The organism is Rhizobium sp. GR12 (genome assembly GCF_036596185.1).
GTDB lineage: Bacteria > Pseudomonadota > Alphaproteobacteria > Rhizobiales > Rhizobiaceae > Agrobacterium > Agrobacterium nepotum.
On sequence record NZ_JASXTH010000009.1, the window covers coordinates 202109 to 226503 of the forward strand.

At 59.3% G+C, this 24395-nt stretch carries 23 protein-coding genes; 12 read left to right on the forward strand and 11 right to left on the reverse strand.

Annotated elements, in window-relative coordinates:
• Positions 1 to 10: 10 nt before the first annotated feature.
• The 7 genes from QSK43_RS17420 to QSK43_RS17450 all read right to left on the reverse strand — a co-directional run bounded on the left by QSK43_RS17420 (position 11) and on the right by QSK43_RS17450 (position 8241).
• Complete coding sequence (locus tag QSK43_RS17420) at positions 11 to 838, reverse strand: carbohydrate ABC transporter permease (RefSeq protein WP_332304502.1); 828 nt, start codon at positions 836 to 838, stop codon at positions 11 to 13.
• Positions 835 to 1719: a carbohydrate ABC transporter permease gene (locus QSK43_RS17425; RefSeq protein WP_045020447.1), complete on the reverse strand. Its 885-nt coding sequence runs from the start codon at positions 1717 to 1719 to the stop codon at positions 835 to 837. The genes QSK43_RS17420 and QSK43_RS17425 overlap by 4 nt, the downstream gene beginning before the upstream one ends.
• A gap of 71 nt (positions 1720 to 1790) precedes the next feature.
• Positions 1791 to 3065, reverse strand: coding sequence for an extracellular solute-binding protein (locus tag QSK43_RS17430; protein ID WP_332304503.1), 1275 nt, complete (start codon positions 3063 to 3065; stop codon positions 1791 to 1793).
• A gap of 73 nt (positions 3066 to 3138) precedes the next feature.
• Entirely contained in the window at positions 3139 to 4212 is a 1074-nt protein-coding gene (locus QSK43_RS17435) for an ABC transporter ATP-binding protein (protein WP_332304504.1), read from the reverse strand.
• 7 nt (positions 4213 to 4219) lie between these two features.
• On the reverse strand, positions 4220 to 5731 hold the full coding sequence (gene arfA, locus QSK43_RS17440) for an arabinosylfuranosidase ArfA (protein ID WP_045020453.1): 1512 nt from the start codon (positions 5729 to 5731) through the stop codon (positions 4220 to 4222).
• Positions 5732 to 5853: 122 nt separating this feature from the next.
• Positions 5854 to 6783, reverse strand: coding sequence for an ArsR/SmtB family transcription factor (locus tag QSK43_RS17445; protein ID WP_332304505.1), 930 nt, complete (start codon positions 6781 to 6783; stop codon positions 5854 to 5856).
• Positions 6784 to 6948: 165 nt separating this feature from the next.
• Positions 6949 to 8241: an ABC transporter substrate-binding protein gene (locus QSK43_RS17450; RefSeq protein ID WP_332304506.1), complete on the reverse strand. Its 1293-nt coding sequence runs from the start codon at positions 8239 to 8241 to the stop codon at positions 6949 to 6951.
• A gap of 112 nt (positions 8242 to 8353) precedes the next feature.
• Between QSK43_RS17450 and QSK43_RS17455 the strand changes: the two genes are divergently transcribed.
• From QSK43_RS17455 to QSK43_RS17480, 6 genes are all read left to right on the forward strand, one after another.
• On the forward strand, positions 8354 to 9418 hold the full coding sequence (locus tag QSK43_RS17455; protein ID WP_332304507.1) for a LacI family DNA-binding transcriptional regulator: 1065 nt from the start codon (positions 8354 to 8356) through the stop codon (positions 9416 to 9418).
• The gene (locus QSK43_RS17460) at positions 9411 to 11288 is read left to right on the forward strand and encodes a DUF2264 domain-containing protein (protein WP_332304508.1); all 1878 of its coding nucleotides are present in this window, start codon (positions 9411 to 9413) and stop codon (positions 11286 to 11288) included. Before QSK43_RS17455 ends, QSK43_RS17460 begins: the two co-directional genes overlap by 8 nt.
• Entirely contained in the window at positions 11285 to 12301 is a 1017-nt protein-coding gene (locus QSK43_RS17465) for a hydroxyacid dehydrogenase (protein WP_332304509.1), read from the forward strand. The genes QSK43_RS17460 and QSK43_RS17465 overlap by 4 nt, the downstream gene beginning before the upstream one ends.
• Positions 12298 to 13074 carry a sugar phosphate isomerase/epimerase family protein gene (locus tag QSK43_RS17470; RefSeq protein ID WP_332304510.1) on the forward strand — a complete coding sequence of 259 codons (777 nt, stop codon included), beginning with the start codon at positions 12298 to 12300 and terminating at the stop codon, positions 13072 to 13074. The genes QSK43_RS17465 and QSK43_RS17470 overlap by 4 nt, the downstream gene beginning before the upstream one ends.
• Before the next feature lie 101 nt (positions 13075 to 13175).
• Complete coding sequence (locus tag QSK43_RS17475; RefSeq protein WP_332304511.1) at positions 13176 to 13436, forward strand: DUF4160 domain-containing protein; 261 nt, start codon at positions 13176 to 13178, stop codon at positions 13434 to 13436.
• The gene (locus QSK43_RS17480) at positions 13433 to 13912 is read left to right on the forward strand and encodes a hypothetical protein (protein WP_332304512.1); all 480 of its coding nucleotides are present in this window, start codon (positions 13433 to 13435) and stop codon (positions 13910 to 13912) included. The genes QSK43_RS17475 and QSK43_RS17480 overlap by 4 nt, the downstream gene beginning before the upstream one ends.
• A 42-nt stretch (positions 13913 to 13954) precedes the next feature.
• Here QSK43_RS17480 and QSK43_RS17485 read toward each other — a convergent pair whose 3' ends face one another.
• The 4 genes from QSK43_RS17485 to QSK43_RS17500 form a co-directional block, all read right to left on the reverse strand.
• The gene (locus tag QSK43_RS17485; RefSeq protein WP_332304513.1) at positions 13955 to 15031 is read right to left on the reverse strand and encodes an ABC transporter ATP-binding protein; all 1077 of its coding nucleotides are present in this window, start codon (positions 15029 to 15031) and stop codon (positions 13955 to 13957) included.
• Positions 15032 to 15114: 83 nt separating this feature from the next.
• Positions 15115 to 15990 (reverse strand): carbohydrate ABC transporter permease, encoded by an 876-nt coding sequence (locus QSK43_RS17490; protein ID WP_332304514.1) that lies wholly within the window; start codon positions 15988 to 15990, stop codon positions 15115 to 15117.
• Positions 15983 to 16936 carry a carbohydrate ABC transporter permease gene (locus QSK43_RS17495; RefSeq protein ID WP_332304515.1) on the reverse strand — a complete coding sequence of 318 codons (954 nt, stop codon included), beginning with the start codon at positions 16934 to 16936 and terminating at the stop codon, positions 15983 to 15985. The genes QSK43_RS17490 and QSK43_RS17495 overlap by 8 nt, the downstream gene beginning before the upstream one ends.
• A gap of 6 nt (positions 16937 to 16942) precedes the next feature.
• On the reverse strand, positions 16943 to 18232 hold the full coding sequence (locus QSK43_RS17500; protein WP_332304516.1) for an ABC transporter substrate-binding protein: 1290 nt from the start codon (positions 18230 to 18232) through the stop codon (positions 16943 to 16945).
• 118 nt (positions 18233 to 18350) lie between these two features.
• On the opposite strand from QSK43_RS17500, the gene QSK43_RS17505 reads away from it, so the two are divergent.
• The 6 genes from QSK43_RS17505 to QSK43_RS17530 all read left to right on the forward strand — a co-directional run bounded on the left by QSK43_RS17505 (position 18351) and on the right by QSK43_RS17530 (position 24329).
• Positions 18351 to 19049, forward strand: coding sequence for a TetR/AcrR family transcriptional regulator (locus tag QSK43_RS17505; RefSeq protein WP_332304517.1), 699 nt, complete (start codon positions 18351 to 18353; stop codon positions 19047 to 19049).
• 246 nt (positions 19050 to 19295) lie between these two features.
• A complete protein-coding gene (locus QSK43_RS17510) occupies positions 19296 to 20438 on the forward strand; it encodes a Gfo/Idh/MocA family protein (protein WP_332304518.1) in 1143 nt (380 codons plus the stop codon).
• A gap of 10 nt (positions 20439 to 20448) precedes the next feature.
• Positions 20449 to 21612 (forward strand): dihydrodipicolinate synthase family protein, encoded by a 1164-nt coding sequence (locus QSK43_RS17515; RefSeq protein WP_332304519.1) that lies wholly within the window; start codon positions 20449 to 20451, stop codon positions 21610 to 21612.
• 43 nt (positions 21613 to 21655) lie between these two features.
• Positions 21656 to 22477 (forward strand): sugar phosphate isomerase/epimerase family protein, encoded by an 822-nt coding sequence (locus QSK43_RS17520; RefSeq protein WP_332304520.1) that lies wholly within the window; start codon positions 21656 to 21658, stop codon positions 22475 to 22477.
• A 20-nt stretch (positions 22478 to 22497) separates the two neighbouring features.
• Complete coding sequence (locus tag QSK43_RS17525) at positions 22498 to 23733, forward strand: Gfo/Idh/MocA family protein (protein ID WP_332304521.1); 1236 nt, start codon at positions 22498 to 22500, stop codon at positions 23731 to 23733.
• A gap of 386 nt (positions 23734 to 24119) precedes the next feature.
• Positions 24120 to 24329 (forward strand): cold-shock protein, encoded by a 210-nt coding sequence (locus QSK43_RS17530; protein ID WP_003517872.1) that lies wholly within the window; start codon positions 24120 to 24122, stop codon positions 24327 to 24329.
• Positions 24330 to 24395: the final 66 nt, after the last annotated feature.

Here is a 24395-nt window from a genome sequence, read left to right on the forward strand (position 1 = left end):
GATCACTTCCTCACCCTTTAACACCGGACGAAATCATGATGGCTTCCGTCACGCGTCGCTGGAAGATGACATAAGCGACGATGACCGGTAGCGCCGCCAGCATGGCAACGGCCATCAGGCGCGCATAGGCGACACCGAAGGCGTCGTTTACCTGCGTGATGCCGACCGGGATCGTCATCATGTTTTCAGAGGTGACGACGAGGAAAGGCCAGAAGAAGGCGTTCCACACCGTAATGAAGGTCACGATCGCCATGGCGGTCGTGATGCCCCAGTTCAGCGGCAGATACACCTTAAAAAGGATCGTGTATTCGCCGCCGCCATCCAGAACCACCGCTTCGCGCATCTCCTTGGGCACGCTGTCGAAAAACTGCTTGTAGACGATGATGACGATGGGGGTAATCAGCTGCGGCAGGATGATCCCGGCCCAGGTGTTGATGAGGTTGAGGTTCTTCATCAGGATGAACTGCGTGACGACAAGCGTCTGCGCCGGCACCATGAAACTCGCCAGCACGATGCCGTAAAGCAGCCGTCGCCCTGGAAAGCGTATCTGCGACAGCGCATAGGCGCATAACATCGAAATTACCAGGACGGAGACCGTCACGATGACCGCAGTGCCGATGGAGTTCATATACCAGTTCATCAACCGCGTATTGAAGATGGCGTTTACATAGGCGCCAAACTGGAATTCGTCGGGCAACAGCGATGTATTGCCGGCAACATTTTCGTCGGAACGAATTGACGTGACGAAAGTCCAGTAGAGCGGAAAAATCCATACGATCGCCGCCGAAAACGTCAGCAGCGTCAAAATGATGTTCTCGAGTTTTTTTGTCGGGCTCATGAATTCCTCCGGATGCGCAGCAACTGGAACTGGAGAACGGAAACGACGACGATCAGGAGGAAAAGCACCGTCGCAACGGCAGATGCGTAGCCGCCATTGTTCATCTGGAACGCTTCCCGATAGACCTTGAGCAGAAGCACGAAGCTGGAGTTGAAGGGACCGCCGCCGCTCAACAGATAGATCTGATCGAATATCTTCAGTTGCAGGATCAGTTGCAGCGTCAGGACAAGTGCTGTCACCGGCCACAGAAGCGGCCATGTAACCCGCCAGAAACGCTGCCAGGTCGTCGCGCCATCGAGTGCCGCCGCCTCATAAAGCTCGGTCGGTATGTTTCGCAGGCCGGCAATGAACAGCAGCACGTTGAAGCCGTTCGTCCACCAGATCGTGACGACGGCGACCATCGGCATGACCCAATTGGGGTTCTTGAAAACGGCGATGGGTTTACCCGCCAGCAACGATATGACCGGCTGGAGAATGCCGAACTGCAGATCGAGCATCCAGGCCCATATCTCGGTGACGACCGAAACAGGCAGGACGTAGGGCAGGAAAAACAGGCTCATGGCGATTGTCTGCTTGACGCCCGACAAGCGGCTGACGGCCAGCGCAATCATCAAGGCGATGACCGTTGTCGGCACGACCGTCAGCAGTACGAAATAGCCGTTGTTCTTGAGCGAGGTGAGGAACAGGCGATCGCTCAGCAATTTCGCGTAGTTCTCAAGGCCGACCCAGTTGCCGTCGCCGATCAGCGGCGCATCCGTGAAGCTGATGCGCACCATCTCGATCAGGGGGTAAAGAAAGAACGTGGTGAAGACCACGATGAACGGTGTCACCATCGACAGCGCGATCAGCGATTTCTTGCGCCGGTTTTCAATCATAGCCATGGAATGCCTCCGGGACCTCCCGCATTGCACGCTGCCCTCCGGCCTGTTTAGCGCCGGAGGGCAGTCACGGATTACTTGATCTTGCTTTGCAGCTCCGCCTTGATCTGCTCGACCGCATCCAGGCCGCTCATATAGCCCTGAATGGCCGGAGCGATGACGTTGAGCGCCGCGTCGTAAGCGGGAGAGGCAACCCCGGTAATCGTGGTCTTCGGGTCGAACACCGCGGCCTCCGCCAGCGAGGCATAGGTGGCATTCGGCTGCATCGCCTTGTATTCGCTGCTTTCGGTGATCGATTTATAGGCCGGGATATGCCCGGCATCGGCCCAGCTGATGGCGTGTTTTTCCATCCAGCCGATGACCTTCATGACGGCGGCGCGTTTTTCGCCGGAAACCGTCTTGTCGCCTTCGTTCGGAATGGCAAAGGCGTGCGAATCCGCCCAGGTGGCGCGCTTGCCCATGAAAGGCGGCACTTCAACCGCATTCCATTTGAAGCCGAGCTTGCCGTTCTTTTCCAGATCCTTGTAGGTCGGCACTTCCCAGACGCCGTTGAGCTGGAAAGCGGACTTGCCGGCGGAAAAGAGGGCGACGGATGCCTCATATTCCGCCTGCTCGGGCGCCCAGCCGTTTTCCCGCCATCTGGACATCGTCTCGATGGCCTTTGCCGCCTTATCGGCATTGTCGCCGGCGAGGACTTCATTGTTGGTGACCAGTTCGCCACCCTGTTGCGACAGGAGCGTATAGAACACGCGCCATACACCGCCCTCGCCACCCGACTGATAGGTAATCGGCGTCTGGACGCCATTGTCCTTCGCCCAGGCCAGCGCCTTTTCAAAATCCTCCATCGTCTTGATGCCGGTCAGCTTGCCGTCGGCATCGAGATAGGGAGACCCCTTCAGGAGATCGGCATTGTAATAGAGGACGAGGGCATGGATATCGAAAGGTACGGCGTAGAGCTTGCCGTTCTGGGTCGCCGCATCGAGGGGCGCGCTGAAGAAATCAGCCGCCTTCAGCTCAGCGTCGGCAAGGTCCTTTTCGGTGATTTCGCTCAGCACTTTTTCCTCAATGCCGAGCGGCGCGCGCGACAGGTGATAGGTCATGACATCAGGACCTTCGCCAACGGCGGAAGCCGTGCGCACCTTGGTATAAAAGGGAACGCCCCATTCGAGCGTGGTACCCTTGACCTGGATATCGGGATGTTCCTTGTTGAAGGCGTCTATCAGCGCCTTCATGCGCACGCCGTCGCCGCCCGACAGAAAGTCCCACCAGACGATATCCTGCCTTGCCAGCGCCGGCAGGGCGCTCAGGCCCAGAACCGTACCAACAAGCAATGTCTTGATCAGTCGCATCGTTCACTCCTCCCGTTTTTGGAACACCCCGTTCAGGGGATGGTTTACTGCATCGAAAGGCGCCTCCTCGCGCCTATCGCAACCTTTTGCCGTCGCTGTCGAAAACCATGATGTGATCGGGCGAGGCGCTTAGAGAGACGGAGCGGCCATCCAGCCGCTCGCGCGAGCCCTGCCGCTGCACGACAAGCTCCTTTCCCGCCCTGGTGCGGGTATAGAGGTAGGAAAGATCGCCAAGCTCCTCGGCCACCTCGACGTTGACCGGCAATGCACCCTGCTCGACGATCACCAGATGTTCCGGCCTTATGCCGATTTCGACCCGCTGACCGGGCGAAACCGGTTGCGAAAGCCGGGCTTCGAGCTGCTTTTCACCACCTTCAAACGTAAGCGTCACGATACCGTCCCGCTGCCCGACAATTTCGGCTGCAAGGAAGTTCATCGCTGGCGATCCGATGAAACCCGCCACGAAACGGTTGTCCGGATCGTCGTAAAGAGTGAGCGGTGCACCGGCCTGCTGCACGATGCCGCCCTTCAGCACGAAAATCTTGTCCGCAAGCGTCATGGCCTCCACCTGGTCATGCGTGACATAGATCATCGTGGCGCCGAGCTTGCGGTGAAGCCGGGTCAGTTCCAGCCGCATCTGGACACGAAGTTCCGCATCCAGATTGGACAGGGGCTCATCGAAGAGAAACACCTTCGGCTGCCGGACGATCGCGCGGCCGATGGCCACGCGCTGCCTCTGGCCGCCGGAAAGCTGCGACGGTCTTTTGTGCAGGTGATCCTCGAGCTGAAGGATGCGAGCAGCCTCCCCCACCCTCTCGTTCACCTCCGCTTTCGGCCGGCGGGCGAGGCGCAGGCTGAACGCCATGTTCTCGAACACCGTCAGATGCGGATAGAGCGCATAGTTCTGGAAGACCATCGCAACACCGCGATCCGCCGGTTCGACCGCAGTGACGTCGCGGTCATCTATGGCTATGTGACCGCCGCTGGTTTCCTCAAGACCGGCAATCATGCGCAACAGGGTGGATTTTCCGCAACCGGAAGGCCCCACGAAAACCGCGAAGCTGCCCGTCGGGATTTCCATCGAAACGTCCCGGATGGCTGCAAAGGAGCCGAAGGACTTGGCGATATTGCTAAGACGGACACCCATCACCGCCTCACTGAACCTTCACGCGCAGGACATGATAGGACAGCGCCGGCACGGAGCCTTTGAGCGCCCCATCCTCGACGCCGATGCCGCTGCCCGGCACCGGCACGACGCGATCAGGTTGATCCGGACCGTTGCCGACCCTCAAATCGTATCCCGCCATGGAAAGATGCAGGCTGAGTGCAACGGGCGAAAAACCAGTGAGGCCGACATTGAGTTCCGCCGCCTCGGTCAGGTGACGATTGAGGACGAACAGCGTCACGACGCCCTCCTCCTCATCGAACACGCCGGCGACATCGAGATATTTGACGTCGTCGGCCGCGTTGCAATCATAGGTCGGGCAATCGACAGCGATGTTCAGCGCGACGCCACGGCCATAGAGCGAGGCGAACTGATAGGGATAATAGATCGTCTGCCGCCACGCCGGCCCGTTCTTTTCCGCCCGGATGGGGGCGATGACGTTGACGAGCTGGGCAATGCAGGCGATGCGCACGCGGTCCGAGCGACGGATGAATTCGTTGAGCAGACCGGCAACGAAGAGAGCGTCCTCGAAATTGTAGGTCTCCTCCAATAGTGCCGGCGCTTCCGGCCAGTCCCAGCTCTTGATGCGTTTGCTGTCGTCTTCGCGGATGTGATACCAGACATTCCACTCATCGAAGCAGATGGAGACGTCGTTTTTGGCGCGCTTCTTGGCCTTCACATAATCGATGACGCCGGCGATAGTCTGAATGTAACGCCCGGTTTCTTCGATCTTCCCGAAGTAATTCAGCGTGTCGCGGCTGTTATTGCCGAAATATTTGTGCAGCGAGATGTGATCCACATTCTCGTAGCATTCTTCCAGCACCTCGCGCTCCCATTCGGGATAGGTCGGCATGCCGTCGTTCGAACTTCCGCAGACGATCGCCTCGATGGTCGGGTCGAAACCCTTGAAGGCTTTTGCAGTTTCGTTGGCGAGCCGGCCATACTCCACCGCCGTCTTGTGACCGATCTGCCAGGGGCCGTCCATCTCGTTGCCAAGGCACCACATCTTCACGCCGTGAGGCTTTTCCGTGCCATGGCTGCGGCGAAGGTCGCTGAGTTCCGTGCCGCCGGGGAAATTCACGTATTCGAGGAAGTTGCGGGCATCGTCCAGACCACGGGAACCCAGGTTGACGGCAAGCATCATCTCTATGCCAGCCATCGAGGCCCAGTCCGCGAACTCATTGACGCCGATCTGGTTAGTCTCCTTGGAGCGCCACGCGAGATCGAGGCGGATCGGCCGCTTGTCGCGGGGACCGATGCCATCTTCCCAGCGATAGGCCGAAACGAAATTGCCGCCAGGATAACGGATCGCCGGGATTTTCAGATCCTGCACGAATTTCAGGACATCCTTGCGAAAGCCGTTTTCATCCGCCTGCGGATGGCCGGGTTCGTAAATCCCGCCATAGATCGCCCGCCCCATATGTTCGATAAAGGCGGAATACAGGCGATCGTCAATACGTCCAATCCGGAAGTCCCGGTGGACTGAAACCCGTGCTTTCATAAGGCTCTCCTCCCATGCGCACTATATCATAAAATATGATATAAACCATATTTACTGATATAGTTGCCAAGGGAATCCGCGCCTGTCAACCGCGAAAATCATACTTTTAAAAAATGACTGGATCAGTCCGCTGTGCGCAGACGCAATACGATGTCCTGATCGTAATTTCCGAAACCACGGCCGAAGATGTTGAGCCCGCCCGGATGTTTCGCATCGGCCTTGACCTCGATGCGCAGCCGGATCGAACGATGGCTGGACAGATCGATATCCGCCAGCGTCACGTCTGAAATGCGCGTCCCGTCGACATAGGTTCCCTGGGCGGTGATACGCCAGGTTTTCAGCATGCCGTATTGGGAGCCGGACAGTTTCCACCAGTCCGGCGTAAACGTCCCCCGTTTGTCCCCGAAGTCGCCGGGCGAGGTCCAGACACCGATTTCCTTGCCGTTGACGGAGAGGGTAATGTCCGAGGGCCAGTTGCTGTGCGTTCCCGGCACCTCGGAACTGACCTCCATCGAAAACTCGACTTCCTCGACGTTTCGGCCCTGAATCTTGGCATTATTGGGGAATTGATACTCGACATGTCCCGACGTGAACCACAAAAGCGCTGTCTTCATGCGGTCCGGGTCCATGAAGGTATCCGGCACGTCGAGAAGCCCGATAATGCCCTCCGGCGAACAGATGCCGCAAGGCGCCGTCACTGAACTCTGCGTGTAGAGGCCGAGCGGCATGGCGACGGCAATGTAATTCGACGCCGCTGGCGCTTCGGGTCTTCGAAACGAAACGATGAGTTCGTCGCAGGTCGCAAAACAGATTTTCTGGCTGCCCTTGCGCGCCTTGCGCGCTTCGGTTCGCAGCAGCCCCGCCTCCTCAAGAACGGTCACACCTGCCGAAACCGTGGACTGTGGAAGGTCAAGCTTCTGTGCGATCTCATTGACATTCAGACCGTTGGCCTCGTGCAGCAGCTTCAATATCTGCACGCGGATCAGCGACGAAGCCGCCTTCAAAACATCGAATTCTTTTTCTGCGTCAATAAGGAGGAAATTGGGGGCCATTCTCTAAACTTCAGATTTATCGATCTAGATCAGAATTTCTGGCTTAAATAATTTATGCTGTCCAGCATTGTTTGCCGTGACGATATATTTGAAGCCTTGCCGCGGGGTAACAGTCAACGGAGGCAGCGCAAACGGTTTCGATGCCGTATGCGCTGCCCCTTTTCCTTATCCGCGCTTGCGCAGGGTCCGGGTGCCGGTATCGACAAGGTTCTGCGCTGCCTCATCCACGCTGGCGCGGCCGAAGGCGAGCGAGTCGGCGATGGGGCGCATCACGCCGCGGTCGAACTCATTGGCGCCGATGGGGGCGGGCTCCGGATAGGTATCGAGTTTGCCAGACAGGCTCTCGATATAGTCCACCGTCTTGCGCTCCGTTTCGTTGAGGCTCGGCAACACCGCTTCGCGTACTTTCTTCGCCGGCGGCACGCCGCGCTCGACGCCGAGCACCTTGCCGGCGTCCTGATCGTTTACGAAGAAGTTGATGAACTTCGCCGCCGCTTCCGGATTGGTGGAGGTGGACGAAATGCACCAGATGAGGCCCGGCCGGTAATAATGCCCGGTCGGTTTGCCCGCCCCCTCACCCGGTAGCATGCCGATGGACAGCGTTTTCTTGTTGAGCGCCTGGTAACCCACAAGCTGGTTGGAATAGGCAAAGCCAATTGCCGAATTGCCAAGGGTCAGTGCGTTGGACTCGATGGTATTGTCGTCACGCGTCTGGATATCGGCGGAAACGCAGAGCTTGTTCTCACGCAGATCCTCCCAATAGGCGAACCATTCCTTGGCGTCTTCCTTGTTGAATCCGATGGTGCCGTCCTGAAACAGCAGCTTGCCGCGCTGGCGTAGCCAGACATCGAAGACATAGTGATAACGTGCGCCATAGGGCACAGCCCAGTAGTTGCGACGCGCCGGGGCGTTCTTCTTGAAATCGCGCGCCAGTTCCGCAAGCGCTTTCCAGGTGATCTGGTCCTTCGGCACGGAGATGCCGGCCTCCTTCAGCGTCTCTGCGTCATACATCATGCAGAAGGAATTCAGCCCGAGACCGACGCCGTAAAGCTTGCCATCGATGCGGCAAAGATCGACTTCGCTCTTGCCGAAGGTGGAAAGATCAAGCGACGAGCCGACGAACTGGTCCAGTTCCATGCAGGCGCCACGGCCGGAATAATCGGCAATGGTGGAAGGCTCGAGCTGGAAGATATCGGCGACATTACGTCCCGCCATGGATGTCGCAAGCTTGGTCCAGTAATCGGAACCGGCGATCATCTCGCCGCTGATCACCGTTTGCGGATCGGCCTTCTGGTAAAGGGCGATCACCTCATTGGTGCGCCTGCTGCGGTCAGCCGAACCCCACCATACGCACCGAATCCGGGTTTCAGCCGCCGCCGCGCGCAAACCGCCCGCCGCAACCCCAAGACCGGCCAGTGCCGCCGTCACCATAAATCCACGTCTGTCGATAGTTTGCATCTGCTCCTCCCGCGTTATGCAAATTTTCTACTTATCGCTTAAATTCTTGCAAATTTTCCATATTTGCAATATTTGCATCATAATAGATTTTTTTGCAAGCGCAGGAGACGATATGAACGATACGCCCGACATCAGCCGCCCGCGTCAGTCGGATATCGCCCAGCGCGCCGGGGTTTCCATCAGCACCGTATCCCGGGTTCTCGCGGGAGAAAAAGGCATCAGCGCATCGATCCAGACCAAGGTTCTGGGTGTTGCGGCGGAACTTGGTTATCCGCTGCGGCCAGTCACCAGCCAGACCGGCGGCGTATCGCTGGAAGGCAAGAAAATTCTCGCCCTCATGTCCGCCGAGAGGGCGACCGGCGATATCGGCGCTTTTTATCACGATATTTTCGACATGCTGCGCAGCCTTTCCCAGACGGAGGGTTTCGAACTCGATATCCGGCTCCTGCACCAGAAGCAGATCGACGACGCGCTGACGCAGCGGGTCTGCGAGGTCGATGGCCTTCTTGCAATCGGCCTTGATCCTGAAGAAGAGATCATCGACCGGATCACGCAGGGTGTGCTGCAGCCGGTTCTGGTCAACAGCGCCGATCCATCGATGATGCTGGATTGCGTCTCGCCTTCCAATTTTTACGGCGGCGCGATGGCGGCGCGGCGGCTTCTGGAACTGGGCCACCGGAAGGTCGCCTATATCGGCCCACAGCACCGCCACACCATAAGAGAGCGCATGCGCGGCTTCCGGCAAACGATCCTCGAGGAGGAAGGAACCACCTATGAGGAGTTTCTGCTTTCCACAGTGGATAGCGGCTTCGGGCAGGCTGGCGATGCGGTTCGCCAGCTGCTGGCCAAAAACCCTGATCTGACCGGCATTTTCTGCATGAACGACGCGATCGCGCTCGGCGCGCTCGGTGCGGCGCAGGAACTTGGCCTTGGCGTGCCGGACGATCTTTCCATTATCGGCTTTGACGACCTGCCCTTCGCCGAGCTTTCCACCCCAAGGCTCAGCACGATCCGCGTTGACCGCCGCGAAATCGCCCGCGAGGCGGTGGAGCTGATGCGCCGCCGGTTGACGGAGCCATCGGCCAATGCCCGGCAGGTTCAGCTGAGCGTACAGCTGGTGGAAGGACAGACCGCCGGCCAGGTGAAACAGACGGGAAAGGCAGAGCGCGATGCATGATGCGACAAACCATGATCCGATGACGCGTTTCAATCCGCTACACGGCAATCCGCTCAAGACCCGCGCCGACGTCCGGCGGGCGCTGGACGACAGCTTTGCGCCGCTGCTTCCCTATTTTTCAGAGAGCGGCGCAAGGGTGACGCTCAGCGGCACCGCCGCGCATTTCGACCGGGCGGCGGCCGATCTGGAAGGATTTGCACGGCCGCTCTGGGGCATCGCGCCGCTTGCGCTCAGCGGCGATACATTCGCCCATTGGCCGCTGCTGGCGAAAGGCATCGCCAACGGCACCGACCCCACCCATCCCGATTACTGGGGCGACGTGCGCCAGAAGGATCAGCGGCTGGTGGAGCTTGCGGCCCTCGGCTTTGCGCTTCGGCTTGCGCCGCAGCACCTGTGGGAACCGCTGTCGAATGCTCAGAAAGACAATGTGCGCCGCTATCTTCTGGCGGCGCGCGAGCGCATCTATGCCGACAATAACTGGAAGTTTTTCCGGGTGATGGTCGATATGGCGCTCGATCATCTCGGTATCGAATTCGACCGGAGCCTGACGGAAACGTATCTGAAAGAGCTGGACGGGTTTTATATCGCCGATGGCTGGTATCGTGACGGCAATTACCGCCGCATTGACCACTACATCGCCTTCGCCATGCATTTTTACGGCCTGATCTACGCCAGGTTCAGCAAACCGGGCGATGTTTACGCCGAACGTTACCGCGAACGCGCCCGTCTGTTCGCCGCAGACTTCGCAAGCTGGTTCGACGAGGATGGCGGTGTCCTCGCCTTCGGCCGCTCCATGACCTATCGTTTCGCCTGCGGCGGTTTCTGGGCCGGCCTCGCCTTTGCCGATGAGCGAGCGCTGCCCTGGGGCGAGATCAAGGGGCTTTATCTCAGGCATCTGCGCTGGTGGGCGAACAAACCGATTGCCGACCGGGACGGCGTGCTCTCCATCGGTTACGCCTACCCGCAGCTCACCATGTCGGAAAGCTATAATTCGGCGGGCTCACCCTATTGGGCCTTCAAGGCCTTCCTGCCGCTCGCTCTGCCCGAAAGTCACCCCTTCTGGCAGGCCGAGGAAAAACTGCCCGACGCATCTGCGAAACCACGTCCGCTCGTTCATCCGGGCATGGTGATGATGCGCACCAAAGGCAACGTCACGGCGCTGACCAGCGGGCAGGAAAACCTGTCCATGCGTGGCGGGCCAGAGAAATACGCCAAATTCGCCTATTCCTCCCGCTACGGTTTTGGCGTGGAAGTGGACGAGCGCGGTTTCAAGACCAATGGTTTCGACAATATGCTGGCCTTTTCCGAGGACGGCCGGCACTACCGGGTGCGCGAAACCAACGACACGGTTTTACTGGCGGGGGAAAACCTGCGGGCGACATGGAAGCCATTCCCTGATGTGGCTGTTGAAACGACACTGATTGCGGCCGGAGACTGGCATGTCAGGCTGCATCGGATCACCTCCGCCCGCCCCCTTGTCGTTACCGAAGGCGGCTTTGCGATCAACCGCAACGATGGCGACTGCGATACAATGAGCGAGGAGGCAGGCAAGGCGGCGGCCGATTGCGGTACCGACATATCCGCCATCGTCGATCTCGGCTCAAGCATATCTCGCCGGGGTGTGGCGCTGAAGGCGTTGCCCAATACCAATCTCATCAACGCCAAAACCACCGTGCCGCAATTGCGGGGTAACATCCCCGCAGGTGAAACCCTGCTCGCCTGCGCCGTCTTTGCGGGACTGACAGGGCCGGAAGGCGAAAAAGCCGTGGCGACAGTTCCTGCACTTCCAGACATCGAGGCGCTCGACCGCCTGTTTGCGGAACACGGTGTTCCGGTCAGCAGCATGGCGGCGGCGGGAGAGCCGCAATGAGGAGCCCGCTTCCGCGTCTCAGCCTTGCCATGGACCCGGAGCGGACGCAGCATGTGCTGACGCCACAGGCGCTCGCGAGGCTGTCGCAGAGCGTCGATATTCTCGACGTCAGGCGGATCAACGACTTTCACGATCCATCCCTGAGAGACCAGCTGGAACGGACGGATATTCTTCTGACCGGCTGGGGTTGTCCCGATATCGGCATGCGGGAACTGGCGCTCATGCCGCAACTGCGGCTGATCTCCCATGCCGCCGGCACGGTCAAATATTTCCTGTCGCAAGCGGTCTTCGAACGCGACATCACGGTATGCAGCGCGGCCGAGGCGAATGCTCAACCGGTTGCGGAGTTCGCGCTGGCGATGATCCTGCTTTCCGGCAAACGCACTTTCGGTTTCCGGCGCATCTATGGCGATGATCGCGGACGGGACAACGTCGAGCGCCTGCAATCGCAGGCCATCGGCAATCTCGGCCTGACAGTCGGCATCGTCGGAGCGTCGCGCATCGGGCGTCGGGTCATCAATCTACTGCAGCCTTTCGACCTCGACCTGACGCTTTTCGATCCGTTTTTGAGTGCTGTGGAGGCGGAAAAGCTCGGCGTGCGTTCGGTGCCGCTTGATGAATTGATGGCGGCGAGCGACGTCATTTCCCTGCATGCGCCTTCCCTGCCGCAAACCCGGCACATGATCGGAGCAGAGGCGCTGACCCGGATGAAGGACGGCGCGACCCTCATCAACACGGCGCGCGGGGCGCTGGTCGACGAAGACGCCCTTCTGGCGGAACTGAAAACCGGACGTATCGAAGCCGTCATCGACGTGACCGATCCTGAAGTGCCACCGCAGGATTCACCGTTCTACAGCCTGCCGAACGTGTTCCTCACGCCGCATATTGCCGGCGCCATCGGCCTTGAACGCGCGCGTCTCGGTGACATGGCGATTGCCGAAATCGAACGCTTTTGTCACGGCGTTGCGCTGCAACAGCAGGTACGGCCGGAACATCTGGAACTGATCGCATGAGAATTTTCGCACCGGGCCTCTGCTCCGTCACCTTCCGCGCGATGACACCGCAAGCCGTTATCGATCTAGCCGCCGCAAACGGGATCAAGGCGATAGAATGGGGCGCAGACATCCATGTGCCGCCGGGTGATCTCGAAAATGCAAGGGATGTGGCCGAGCGAACTGCGAAAGCCGGCCTTACCGTTTCCTCTTACGGCTCCTACATCTTCGCGCCCGATTTTGCGCCGAAGGATTTGACCGCCGTGCTGGAAACAGCCAAAGCACTCGGCACCGGCCATATCCGCATCTGGCCCGGCAGCCGCAAACGCCCCTCCGCCGATTATTCGCCCATGGAGCGCCGTGCGGCGACCGACGCACTGGCGATGATCGCCCGGCGAGCGGATGATTATGGCATGACCATCGGGCTCGAATATCATCCCAATTCGCTGACGGACACGCTGCCTTCGGCCCTGCAACTCATGCAGGATTTGCCGATGCCCAACCTCTTCTTCTACTGGCAACCGGCCCCCGGCCTGCCGCTCGACGATGCTCTCGATGAAATATCCGCGCTCGGCTCGCGTATCTGCCACTTGCACGTCTTCGCCTGGCTCAGTGATGCCAGCCGCCTGCCGCTTGGCGAACGTGAGGACTATTGGCGGGCCTGTGTCGATGCCTTGCCGGAGAGCGAATGGACGAAACCGGCTTATGCGATGCTGGAATTCGTCAAGGGCGACGACATCGGCCAGTTTGCGGAAGATGCGGTGACGCTCAGGGACGTTCTTTGTAGATCATAAAGCTCGCCTTCTGCCTGTCCACTTACCAGAAATATACTCCATTCCCTCACTTCACATAGTGAAATTTATGCACTATGTTTTACTGACGTTGTGGGTGTTGCATGGGCAAATTAATTCAGATCGGGAACATCATCATACGCGTGTATGCGAATGATCACTTGCCGCCGCATTTTCACATCATAACACCTGATGCTGATGCTCTTGTCGACATCGAAACTCTGGAAATCCTGCGCGGCAAGCTTTCCCGCAGGGCAGAGGCCGAAGCTTTGGCATGGGCGAAAACCAACGGGATTCTGATTGTCGATGAATGGAACCGCACAAACCCGCGTTTTCCCATTGTAGAAAAGGCAAACAAGTCATGACACCACGCGTCAAAGCCATCCTGCCCAATCTGCCTAGCTTGCTCACCATCGACTGGGCCGACGGAAGCCGATCAACCGCCGACCTGAGCGGATGGATAGCGACCGGGGGAGAATTGCTCAATCCACTCCGTTCGGCGGATATATGGAAGACCGCGACAGTTACCGACTATGGCGCCAGCGTGGAATGGGACGGCGACGACTTGGCGATCGATGCCTATCATCTTCACCAGATCGCAGAGGACCAGCGGGACTTCGATGTCGAGGATTTGCGCAAATGGCAGGAGGAGATCGGCCTTTCCAATAATGAGGCCGCGGATTTTCTCGGTGTCACTTTACGGACGTGGAACAACTACCGTGCGGGTGCACCTGTAAGCCACGCGGTCAAGATGCTGCTGCGGGCCACCCAACGCGACCCGCTTCTGATGCATGCGCATTTCCGTCCCCGCCGGCCCGGCCGCCCGAAACACGCCGCTTAAGACATACCGGGTTCCGGTTCAGAAAACCGCAACGGGTGCAGGCTATATCCGCCGCCCATCCGATCCGAACAGATGCGTCTTCGCCAGATCGAACGCAAAGGGAATGGTTTCACCGATGCGGATATGGCGCTGGCCGTCGAGAAGCACGGTGGCGGGCTGGCCGTCGGGCGTGCTGGTGTAAACCACGGTCGAGCCGCCGAGATGTTCGACGAGCTGGATGGAGGCTTCGCCCAGCGAGGCCGATTGGGCCTGCGGATTCACATGTTCGGGACGCACACCGAAGGTGAGCGGTTCGCCCTCTTGAGCCGCAACCGGTTTTTCCAGCGTGATACGCTGGCCGGCGACCTCGATGGTGCGGTTGGAGCTGTCGCCTGAAGCCACCTTCGCGGAGAGGAAGTTCATCTTCGGCGAGCCGATGAAACCGGCCACGAACTGATTGGCCGGATTGTTGTAAAGATCGAGCGGGCGGCCGACCTGCATGATGCGGCCATCGCGCAGGACCACGATCCTGTCGGCCATGGTCATGGCTTCCACCTGGTCGTGCGTCACATAGATCATGGTGCTGCCAAGCGTCTGATGCAGTTTGGCGATTTCGACACGCATCTGCACGCGCAATTCGGCATCGAGGTTGGACAAAGGCTCGTCGAACAGGAAGATTTTCGGCTCGCGCACGATCGCCCGACCGATGGCGACACGCTGGCGCTGGCCGCCCGAAAGCGCCTTCGGCTTGCGCTGCAACAGCGGGCCGATCTGCAGGATATCGGCGGCCTTCTGCACCCGCGCCTCGACTTCCGGTTTCTTGTAACCCGCCGTTTCCAGCCCGAAGGCAAGGTTCTTGTAAACACTCATATGCGGATAGAGCGCATAGGACTGGAAGACCATGGCGATGCCGCGCTTGGAGGCGGCGGTCTCATTGACCCTTTCGCCATCGATGTGAAGATCACCTTCGGAGATTTCCTCCAGACCGGCGATCATGCGCAAAAGCGTGGATTTGCCGCAGCCGGAGGGGCCGACGAAAACGGTGAATTCACCCGGCTCGATCTTGAGGTCGATGCCGTGGACGACCGGAAAAGCGCCGAACCGCTTGACGATTTTTTCGAGCGTAATGCTGCTTGCCATGCTGTTTCTCCCGACTGTCGCGCCGCGCAGAGGCCGGCCGCGACAGTGTTGATGCTAAAATTCGTTCTCGATCCGTCTTCCGTTCAGCGTTTCATTCCTGTCGTGGCGATGCCCTCGATCAACAGCCGCTGAAAGAACAGGAAGAACAGGAAGACCGGCACCAGCGACAGGTTGGACATGGCGAAAAGCGAGGTCCAGTCCGAGCTGCCGGTGGAATCCACGAAGGATCTGAGGCCGAGCTGTACGGTGTAGGTGTTGATGTCGTTCAGGTAGATCAGCGGACCGAAGAAATCGTCCCACGTCCAGATAAAGGAAAAGATGGCGGCCGTGGCCAGAACCGGCAAAGACAGCGGCAGCATGATCTTCCAGTAGATGCGGAAGGGCGAGCAGCCGTCCATCACCGCCGCCTCGTCCAGCTCGCGCGGAATGCCGCGGAAGAACTGCACCATGAGGAAGATGAAGAAGGCGTCCGTCGCCAGATATTTCGGCACGATCAGCGGCAGTGAGGTATTCACCCAGCCCATTTCCAGAAACAGGATATATTGCGGGATGAGCACCACATGATAGGGCAGCATCAAGGTGCCGAGCATCAGCGCGAACCAGAAATTGCGCCCGCCGAACCGCAGCCGGGCGAAAGCGAAGGCGGCAAGCGAACAGCCGACCACATTGCCGATGGTGGCGAGTACCGAGATGAAGAACGAGTTCAAGAAGAACTGTCCGAAGCTTACCTGAAGCCCGGTCCAGCCACGGATATAGCCGCCGAAATCGACCGACGAGGGAATGAGCGAGGAGGAGCCGAACAGCTCGTCCTGCGGGCGGAACGAACCCGAGATCATCCACAGGATAGGATAAAGCATCGCAAAGGAGGCGATGATCAAGGCCGTGTGCAGCAACACCGACATCAGCGGCGAGCGTTGCGAGCCTTGTCCCGGCCGGGGAGCGGTAACAGCGTCAGTCATCGTAATGCACCCAGTATTTCGCGCTGAGGAACGAGAAGGCCGTGAACAGCGCGATGATGATCACAAGAATCCAGGCAAGTGCCGAGGCATATCCCATGCGGAAGAAACCGAATGCTTCCTGGTAGAGATAAAGCGTGTAGAACAGCGTCGAGTTGATCGGCCCGCCGGTGCCTTCGGAGATGATGAAGGCAGGCGTGAAGGCCTTGAAGGCGTCGATCGTCTGGATCACCGCGTTGAAGAAGATCACTGGCGTCAGAAGCGGAAGGGTAATGCGGAAGAACTGCCGCACCTTGCTCGCACCGTCGATATCGGCGGCCTCGTACATATCCTGCGGGATTTGCCGGAGCCCTGCGAGGAAGATGATCATCGGCGAACCGAACTGCCAGACCGACAGAATGACCAGCGTGTAGATCGAATAATCCGGATTGGAAATCCAGCTCGGGCCTTCATAGCCGAATGCTTGCCACAGGATCATGTTGACAAGGCCATCGGAGGCGAAAAGCTGGCGCCAGAGAACGGCGATCGCCACGCTGGAACCGAGTAGCGACGGCAGGTAGAAGATCGCCCGGTAAAGCGTCAGGCCCTTTATGCCACGATTGAAGGCGAGCGCCACCAGCAACGCGAAGATCAGCTTCAGCGGCACCGACAGCAGCACATAAGTGAAGGTGACCTGCATGGCGGCGGCGAATTTGGGATCTGCGGTGGCGATGCGCACATAATTGGCGGCCCCCACCCAGTCCGGAGACTGAAGCAAGTCATAATTGGTGAACGACAGATAAAGCGACACCAGCGCCGGGCCGAGGGTGAGGCCGAAAAAGCCGATCAGCCAGGGTAGCAGAAACAGGTAGGCGTGGATGTTGCGGTCGAAAATCCGCTTCACGCCTGCCCGCCTAGGGAGAGCCGCGCCACGGCTCTCCTCAATGAGAGTTTCAGATCGAAAGGCCATATGCCATCACTTCCGTTTGATAACGGTTTCGGATTCCTTGACGAGCCGGTCGCCGCCCTCTGCCGGCGAAACCTTGCCGAAGCCGATCTCTTCCGCCGTGCGTTTCAGGACGAAGGCGAATTCGCCAGCACCCGGAGGCGGTGCCGGCGGCAGATCACCGACACCGGGGGTAATTTCGGCAATATATTGCACCATGCTCTTGCTGACCTCGTCGAGCTTGGGGGTCAGCGCGTTGCGCATGGATTCCGATGCCGGAACGCCACGTTCCACGCCGAGAATATCGATGCCCTGCGGTTCGGCGACGAGGAAGTTGATGAAGCCGATCGCCTGCTCGATGCCGGCGCTGCCATTGGCGACACTGATAAGCATCGAGGGCTTCAGGTAATGGCCGGAAGGGCCGTCCTTGGCGCTCCTGGGATAGGAGGTTATCGCCAGTTTGGCTTTGTTGAGCGCCTGATAACCGACGAACTGGTTGGAATGGGCGAATGCGGTTGCCGCCTTGCCCGTCGTCAACGCATTTGTTTCGATGTTCAACTGGTCCAGCGCCTGAATATCGGCCGGCACGCAGGCGCCGCTCTTGCGCAGATCCGCCCACATGGTGAACCACTTGGTCGCATCAGTGGGATCGAAACCGATGCCGCCATCCTGCGTGTAAAGCGATTTGCCGTTCTGGCGCAGCCAGTTCTCGAAGCTTGGTTCCACGCCGCTCGCATCGGCTGTCGCGTAATAACCGGGCTTCGGCTTGTTCTTGCTGAGCTTGGCGGCGTTTTCGGCAAATTCTTCCCAGGTCTGGCCAATCGACGGCGGCGTCGCACCGGATTTTTCCCAGGCCGCCTTGTCGAAGAAGACAGCACTTGAATTGACCCCGAGATTGATGCCGTAAAGCTTGCCGTCGACCCGACCGGAATCGATGTTCATCTTGCCGAAATCTTCGATCTTCAGGCCCTTGCCGATATAATCGTCGAGGGGCGCAAGCGCGCCGCGCCGGCCATATTCGAAGATATAGCGATAATCCATCTGGATCAGATCAGGCGCGTTACGGCCGGCCACCTGCGTGGCAAGACGCGGCCAATAATCGCTCCAGCCGGCGAATTCCCCGGCGATGTCGAGATCCGGCTTGACCTGCTTATAGGCTGATATCGCCTTGTTGGTGCGATCCGCACGCTCCTGCGACCCCCACCACAACATACGCAGCCGCGCGGCCTGAGCCTGCGCCGAACCACCCCCCAATGTTGCAAGTGAAAGGGCCGCAAGGCCCGCGGAAAGCACACTTCTCCTGTGAAGCATCACGGACATTGGCAACTCCTCCCTGTTGACTGCCAAATTGATGATGAGCGTAAACGACTATTGCCGTTTTATAACTAATTGGTTACATGGGAACACTGATCGCAAACATTGTCAAGCGGGTGCTGAAATGGAAGAAACGACGAAAAACCATCAGCCCGATCCGGCTCTTGAGGAAATACCTGCCCCCAAACGCAAGCGCGGAACGGCGCAGGTCAGAAACCCCGAGAGAACGCGGGCAGCCATCCTCGAAGCCGCCCGCCGCGAGGTGGCCGCCAAGGGACTGGCAGGCGCGCGAATCGATGTCGTGGCGCGGCGTGCCGGCACCAACAAGCGGATGATCTATCATTATTTCGGCGACAAGGACGCGCTTTACCTCGCCGTGCTGGAAGACGCCTATCGCCACATCCGGCACACCGAAAGGCGGCTGGACCTCGCCCGCAAGGCGCCTTCGGAGGGCTTGAGGGAACTTGCGCTTTTCACTTGGCATTATTTTCTCGACCATCCTGAATTCTTAAGCATCCTGGCCACCGAAAACCTCAATAAAGCCCGTTACCTCAGGCAATCGGCGACGATCGCGGCGATGCATTCGAACTTCATTTCCGAGCTGGAAGACGTGCTGCGGCGCGGCCGCGACACCGGAGAATTCCGCGATGGTCTCGATCCGATCGACGTCTATCTGACGATCGCCTCGCTCGGCGCTTTCTATCTGTCGAACAGGTTCACGCTCTCGACGATCTTCCAGCGCGACCTGACCGACCCCGCAGAACTGGAACGGTGGGGCCAGCACATCGTTGATACTCTGCTTGCTGCAGTGCGGCCGGTCTGAGCCGCAAAAACCGAATTCCCCTTTAACAACAGCGACGGCGCGCCATTCGCATCCGCGAAGCGCGCCGTTTCGTTTTGCGATGCGGCACGAAGCTGTGATTTCGGCCGCCGTCATGACATGTATTTTTCCTGGCAAAAACACCTTGACAGATCGCGTCCTTCGCGACCACAAATAACCAAATGGTTACAAATTACCACGTTTGACGGAAGCGGCCTTACGGGAAAGGGCCGCCTTGGGAGGAAATTCATGAAACGTATCGGCGTCATCATGCACGGCATCACCGGCCGCATGGGTTACAACCAGCATCTCGTACGCTCCGTTCTCGCTATTCGCGATCAGGGCGGCGTGCTTTTGAAGAACGGCGAAAGGGTCATGCTCGACCCCATTTTGGTCGGCCGCAATGGCGCGAAAATCGAGGAAATCGCCAAGAAGCACAATGTTGCGCGCTGGACGACCGACATCGACGTCGCCCTTGCGAACCCGGATGATACGCTGTTCTTCGATGCCGGCACCACGCAGATGCGCGGCAGCCTGCTGGAGAAAGCCATCAAGGCCGGCAAGAACGTCTATTGCGAAAAACCAATTTCCGACACGATGGAAGAGGCGCTGGCAATTGCGCGGCTGGCCGAAAGCGCCGGCATCAAACACGGCGTCGTGCAGGACAAGTTGTTCCTGCCGGGCCTTCGCAAGCTGGCAATGCTGCGCGACAGCGGCTTTTTCGGCAAGATCCTCTCGGTGCGCGGCGAATTCGGTTACTGGGTTTTCGAGGGCGACTGGCAGCCGGCGCAGCGTCCTTCCTGGAATTACCGTCTGAAAGATGGCGGCGGCATCATCCTCGATATGCTGTGCCATTGGCGTTACGTGCTCGACAATCTGTTCGGGCCGGTGAAATCGGTAAGCTGCCTCGGCGCGACCCATATCCCAGAGCGTTTCGACGAGCAGGGCAACGCCTATAAGGCGGATGCGGACGATGCGGCCTATGCCACCTTCGAGCTGGAAGGCGGCGCTATCGCCCACATCAACTCCTCATGGGCAGTGCGCGTGCGCCGCGACGACCTCGTGACTTTCCAGGTGGATGGCACACATGGTTCGGCGGTGGCGGGGCTGACCAAATGCTGGACCCAGCACCGCACCAACACGCCGAAACCGGTGTGGAACCCGGACCAGCCGCAGACGATCGATTTCTACAGAACCTGGCAGGAAGTGCCTGACAACGTCACCTACGACAACGGCTTCAAGGTGCAATGGGAAATGTTCGTGCGTCATCTAGTGGACAACGACCCGTGGCCCTACGGGCTGATGGAGGGCGTGAAGGGTGTGCAGCTTGCCGAACTGGGTCTGAAATCCTGGAAGGAGCGCCGCTGGCTCGACGTTCCGGCCATTTCCTGAGGAGGCGATGGTGAGCGAACTCAAGCTTCCGAAAGACGACCGCAGCATCGAGGTCTACAGCCTGTCAGGTACGCCGGTCGCCGTTGAAAAACGAAGTGCGGCCGATTTCAACCGCATCGCTTTCGCCGCCGCCCATGTGGTGGCCGATCCCCTTGCCGACAACGATCCGTGGCTGACGCCCGCCATCGACTGGGACGCCACGCTACGCTTCCGTCACCGCCTGTGGGACCTCGGCCTCGGCGTCGCCGAGGCCATGGATACGGCGCAGCGCGGCATGGGGCTGGCGTGGCCGCAGGCGCAGGAACTGATCTCCCGTTCGCTGAAGGAAGCGGCCACCCGCAAGGATGCACTGATTGCCTGCGGCGTCGGCACTGATCATCTTGATAACGGCGGCTATGAGCTGAACCAGATTATTGACTCTTACTTGGAACAGATTGATTTCGTTCAGGGACATGGCGGACGTGTAATCCTGATGGCGAGCCGCGCGCTGGCCGCTGCCGCCCGCTCCCCGGATGACTATCTGCGCGCCTATGCCAAGGTTCTTTCCCGTGCAGAGAACAAGGTGGTGATCCACTGGCTGGGCGAAATGTTCGATCCGGCGCTTGAGGGTTACTGGGGGTCTCGCGACCACATGGAGGCAATGGAAACCTGCCTTGCAATGATCGAGGAGAATGCCGACAAGATAGACGGCATCAAGATTTCGCTTCTCTCCAAGGAAAAGGAAATCGCCATGCGCCGCCGCCTGCCGGCTGGCGTGCGCATGTATACCGGCGACGACTTCAACTATGCCGAACTGATCGCCGGCGACGAAAAAGGTCATTCGGACGCGTTGCTGGGCATTTTCGATGCCATTGCGCCGGCGGCGTCCAAGGCGCTCGCCAGCCTGAAGCGCGGGGCGGACAATGAATTCTTCGACATTCTGGAGCCGACGGTGGCGCTTTCGCGCCATATCTTCAAGGCGCCGACCCGCTTCTACAAGACCGGCGTCGTGTTCCTCGCCTATCTCAACGGCCTGCAGGACCATTTTACCATGATCGGCGGGCAGGAAAGTACCCGCTCCACACAACATTTCGCCGAGCTTTTCCGGCTGGCGGACAAGGCCAATGTGCTTGCCGAACCGGATCTCGCCACGCACCGCATGAAGGCATTTCTCGCGGTCCGGGGCGTCGGTTGAGATGGCCGCACCGGTTGCGGACAGAACAAGGGGAGATAATGAGATGAGCCTTGAAGGCCTTTCCATAAATTTCGCGACCGTGCGTCAGGGCGGTTCGTTCGGCGCGATCGTCGATGCCTGTCTTGCGCAAGGTATCACCACCATCTCGCCCTGGCGCGATCAGGTGCACGGCACCGGCCTTGCCGAGGCCGCCCGCATCGTCGAACAGAACGGCCTTCGTCTCAGCGGCCTCTGCCGTGGCGGCTTTTTCCCCGCCCCCGATGCGGAAGGCCGCCGCCGCGCCATCGAGGACAATAAACGCGCCGTCGATGAAGCCGCCGCCATGAAGGCCGATTGCCTTGTGCTGGTCGTCGGCGGCCTGGCCGCCGGCTCGCGCGATCTAAAAGGTGCGCGGCAAATGGTGGAGGACGGCATGGCCGAACTTCTTCCCTATGCCCGGGCTGCCGGCGTGCCGCTCGCCATCGAGCCGCTGCATCCTTTTTATGCCGCCGACCGCGCCTGTTTCAACACGCTGAAACAATCGCTCGATCTCTGCGACCGGTTGGGTGCCGGAACCGGCGTGGCCATCGACGTCTACCACGTCTGGTGGGACCCGGAGCTGGAGGAACAGGTGGCGCGCGCCGGAAAGAACGGGCAGGTTCTGGCGCATCATATCTGCGACTGGCTGGTGCCCACCACCGATCCGCTCAATGATCGCGGCATGATGGGCGACGGCGTGATTGACCTGAAGGCGTTTCGCGCCATGATCGAAGCCGCCGGCTTCCACGGCCCGCAGGAAGTCGAGATTTTTTCGCATCGCTGGCAGGCGCGCCCGATGGACGAGGTTCTGTCCACCGTGGTGGAGCGCTTCAAGACTGTTTGTTGATAATGTCCGGGAGAGAGGAAATGCCTGAAAAGGTGAAACGCAAACGTTATGCGCTGGTCGGCACCGGCAATCGCGGCACCACCATGTGGGGACGCGAGCTTCTGGCCGGGTGGAGCGACTATGTCGAACTGGTCGGCATTTGCGACCTGAACCTGATGCGCGCCGAACGGGCCCGCGCCATGATGGGATCGAGCGCACCGCTTTACGACGATTTCGACCGGATGATGACCGAGCAGCGCCCGGAACTGGTGATCGTCTGCACGCCTGACGACACCCATGACGACATCATCATTCGCGCCCTTGAAGGCGGAGCGGATGTCATCAGCGAAAAACCCATGACCACCACCCCGGAAAAGATCGACCGCATCCGCGCGGCGGAGGCCAAGAGCGGTCGGCGCGTCGACGTTTCCTTCAACTACCGTTTTTCGCCGACTGCCGCCCGTATCAAGGAACTGATCGACGACGGCGCGATCGGCACCGTTACGTCGGTCGATTTCCACTGGTACCTCGATAACCAGCACGGCGCGGATTACTTCCGCCGCTGGCACGCCTTCACCGAACATTCCGGCAGCCTGTTCGTGCACAAGGCCACGCACCACTTCGATCTCCTGAACTGGTATCTCGATTCCGACCCGGTGGAAGTGAAGGGCTTCGGGCAATTGCTGCATTATGGTAAGAACGGCCCGTTTCGGGGAACGCGCTGTCGCACCTGTCCGCACAAGGGCGAATGCGATTACTTCATGGATCTCGGCGCCGATCCCTTCCTCGATGCGCTTTACGAAGACCCTTCGGCTGTGGACGGGTATATGCGCGACGCCTGCGTCTTCCGCGAGGAGATCGACATTCCCGATACGATGAGCGCCTCGATCCGCTATGCGAGCGGCGTACAGGTCTCCTATTCCCTCAATACCTATATGCCGATCGAGGGCCACCACATCGCCTTTAACGGCCATAAGGGCCGCATCGAGATGCGCCAATATGAAAAGCAGCCCTGGACGGAGCCGCCCGCCGACGAAATCCTGCTGGTGAAAAGTTTCGGTGGCGGTGTCGAGCGTATCTGGGTGCCACATGAGCCGGGCGGCCATTACGGCGGCGACAATCGCATGCGCGACATGATCTTCAAGCCCGGCTCGAACGACCGGCTGCGGCAGCGGGCGGGTTCGCGCGCCGGCGCCATGTCGGTTCTCTGTGGTGTTGCGGCGCTGAAAAGCGCCCGCGAAGGCGGCACGGCAACGGTGAAATCCCTGCCCCTCTAGACAGCCGGGCATGCGGCCCCTGGACAGCGATGCCGCATGCCGCAATTGCCGCCAAGGAACGGATAACGTTCCGCTTATCATCATCGCCACCGGCCCGATTGTTTCTGCAAATGGGTGGCGCGCGGCATGAACAGGGGCGAAAAAAGCCGAAATTTCGCCCTGACGGCCGAAAAAAGGCCTGCACGGCGCAGGCAATCAGAGGGCTGTGCATTTTTCCGGTTGGCCCATTGCAAAATCAAAAATTGAGTCTATATTCTGCAAATCGACAATTGCTTGTGACGTCGCTCCTGGGACTCTACGTTCCCGTCGGATTTCCTCTCAAATAATCGATCTAATCCCGCAAGGTATCGCGGGAACCACAACGATTACTACGAAAGGAAATCGTTATGAACACTGGTACTGTAAAGTGGTTTAACGCCACCAAGGGCTTCGGCTTCATTCAGCCTGACAACGGCGGCACGGACGTTTTCGTTCACATCTCTGCTGTTGAGCGCGCAGGTCTGCGTTCGCTGAACGATGGCCAGAAGATCACCTACGACATCGTGCAGGACCGCAAGTCCGGCAAGAGCTCCGCTGACAATCTCCGCGCAGCTTGATTTGTCATTTGCCCCGCCGACCACGGATGTACTGGGTAGCGGAGCTGAGTGATTGTGAGAGGTCGG

Bases quoted from the DNA above. Each gene is read 5' to 3' on its own strand.
- QSK43_RS17420 (WP_332304502.1), bottom strand. From the start codon at position 838: ATGAGCCCGACAAAAAAACTCGAGAACATCATTTTGACGCTGCTGACG.
- QSK43_RS17425 (WP_045020447.1), bottom strand. From the start codon at position 1,719: ATGGCTATGATTGAAAACCGGCGCAAGAAATCGCTGATCGCGCTGTCG.
- QSK43_RS17430 (WP_332304503.1), bottom strand. From the start codon at position 3,065: ATGCGACTGATCAAGACATTGCTTGTTGGTACGGTTCTGGGCCTGAGC.
- QSK43_RS17435 (WP_332304504.1), bottom strand. From the start codon at position 4,212: ATGGGTGTCCGTCTTAGCAATATCGCCAAGTCCTTCGGCTCCTTTGCA.
- arfA (WP_045020453.1), bottom strand. From the start codon at position 5,731: ATGAAAGCACGGGTTTCAGTCCACCGGGACTTCCGGATTGGACGTATT.
- QSK43_RS17445 (WP_332304505.1), bottom strand. From the start codon at position 6,783: ATGGCCCCCAATTTCCTCCTTATTGACGCAGAAAAAGAATTCGATGTT.
- QSK43_RS17450 (WP_332304506.1), bottom strand. From the start codon at position 8,241: ATGCAAACTATCGACAGACGTGGATTTATGGTGACGGCGGCACTGGCC.
- QSK43_RS17455 (WP_332304507.1), top strand. From the start codon at position 8,354: ATGAACGATACGCCCGACATCAGCCGCCCGCGTCAGTCGGATATCGCC.
- QSK43_RS17460 (WP_332304508.1), top strand. From the start codon at position 9,411: ATGCATGATGCGACAAACCATGATCCGATGACGCGTTTCAATCCGCTA.
- QSK43_RS17465 (WP_332304509.1), top strand. From the start codon at position 11,285: ATGAGGAGCCCGCTTCCGCGTCTCAGCCTTGCCATGGACCCGGAGCGG.
- QSK43_RS17470 (WP_332304510.1), top strand. From the start codon at position 12,298: ATGAGAATTTTCGCACCGGGCCTCTGCTCCGTCACCTTCCGCGCGATG.
- QSK43_RS17475 (WP_332304511.1), top strand. From the start codon at position 13,176: ATGGGCAAATTAATTCAGATCGGGAACATCATCATACGCGTGTATGCG.
- QSK43_RS17480 (WP_332304512.1), top strand. From the start codon at position 13,433: ATGACACCACGCGTCAAAGCCATCCTGCCCAATCTGCCTAGCTTGCTC.
- QSK43_RS17485 (WP_332304513.1), bottom strand. From the start codon at position 15,031: ATGGCAAGCAGCATTACGCTCGAAAAAATCGTCAAGCGGTTCGGCGCT.
- QSK43_RS17490 (WP_332304514.1), bottom strand. From the start codon at position 15,990: ATGACTGACGCTGTTACCGCTCCCCGGCCGGGACAAGGCTCGCAACGC.
- QSK43_RS17495 (WP_332304515.1), bottom strand. From the start codon at position 16,936: ATGGCCTTTCGATCTGAAACTCTCATTGAGGAGAGCCGTGGCGCGGCT.
- QSK43_RS17500 (WP_332304516.1), bottom strand. From the start codon at position 18,232: ATGTCCGTGATGCTTCACAGGAGAAGTGTGCTTTCCGCGGGCCTTGCG.
- QSK43_RS17505 (WP_332304517.1), top strand. From the start codon at position 18,351: ATGGAAGAAACGACGAAAAACCATCAGCCCGATCCGGCTCTTGAGGAA.
- QSK43_RS17510 (WP_332304518.1), top strand. From the start codon at position 19,296: ATGAAACGTATCGGCGTCATCATGCACGGCATCACCGGCCGCATGGGT.
- QSK43_RS17520 (WP_332304520.1), top strand. From the start codon at position 21,656: ATGAGCCTTGAAGGCCTTTCCATAAATTTCGCGACCGTGCGTCAGGGC.
- QSK43_RS17525 (WP_332304521.1), top strand. From the start codon at position 22,498: ATGCCTGAAAAGGTGAAACGCAAACGTTATGCGCTGGTCGGCACCGGC.
- QSK43_RS17530 (WP_003517872.1), top strand. From the start codon at position 24,120: ATGAACACTGGTACTGTAAAGTGGTTTAACGCCACCAAGGGCTTCGGC.